Origin of the sequence: Mesorhizobium sp. M4A.F.Ca.ET.090.04.2.1, assembly GCF_003999085.1 — a bacterium.
GTDB lineage: Bacteria > Pseudomonadota > Alphaproteobacteria > Rhizobiales > Rhizobiaceae > Mesorhizobium.
In genome coordinates this window covers 1-831 of sequence record NZ_RZOT01000958.1, presented here as the reverse complement: position 1 = coordinate 831, position 831 = coordinate 1, and the positions used below count along the sequence as shown (strand labels likewise).

Annotated in this window: 2 protein-coding genes; both read left to right on the top strand. The window is 63.3% G+C overall.

Features of this window, described 5'->3' with window-relative positions; translation table 11 throughout:
- On the top strand, positions 1–440 hold a 440-nt coding region (locus EN781_RS33455; RefSeq protein WP_245492723.1), incomplete at its 5' end, for a lyase family protein.
- A gap of 113 nt (positions 441–553) precedes the next feature.
- Positions 554–831: DoxX family protein (locus EN781_RS33450; protein ID WP_145965826.1), on the top strand; the 278-nt coding region annotated here is incomplete at its 3' end.

Below are 831 nucleotides of genomic sequence, written 5' to 3'. Positions count from 1 at the left end.
CCTCGATCATGCCCGGCAAGGTCAACCCGACCCAGTGCGAAGCGCTGACGCAGGTCTGCGTGCAGGTGTTCGGCAACAATGCCGCGCTGACCTTCGCCGGCAGTCAGGGCCATTTCGAGCTCAATGTCTACAACCCGCTGATGGCCTATAATTTCCTGCAGTCGGTGCAGTTGCTCGCCGATGCCTCGGTCTCCTTCACTGACAATTGCGTGGTCGGCATCGAGGCGCGCGAGGACAACATCAAGGCAGCGCTCGACCGCTCGCTGATGCTGGTCACGGCGCTGGCGCCGACCATCGGCTACGACAACGCCGCCAAGATCGCCAAGACGGCGCACAAGAAGGGCACAACCCTGCGCGAGGAAGCACTGGCGACAGGCCTGGTCAGCGAGGCCGACTACGACCGGCTGGTACGGCCGGAGGACATGACGCATCCGGGGTAAGCTAGTATCACCGGCGTAACCGGGTGAACAATCTGTCGCCACATCGGCATCTTTGGTGAACAGTCTGCCTGCTCTATCTGGGTTGTCATTCCAATCCTCCCGGAGAGAGTCCCATGTCCATCAACACTTCTGTCGCCGGTTCCGGCGTCGCTTCCAACAGCTCCACCACCATCCTGCTCGGCCGCATCCTGCTGGCCGTCATCTTCCTGCTTTCGGGCTTCGGCAAGCTCACCGCGATTGCCGGCACCGCAGGCTATTTTGGCAGCCTCGGCCTGCCGCTGCCGACCGTGACCGCCGTCCTCGTCGGCCTCATCGAGCTGCTCGGCGGCCTCGCCGTCCTCGTCGGCTTCCAGACCCGCATCGTTGCCTGGGTGCTGGCGATCTTCACGGT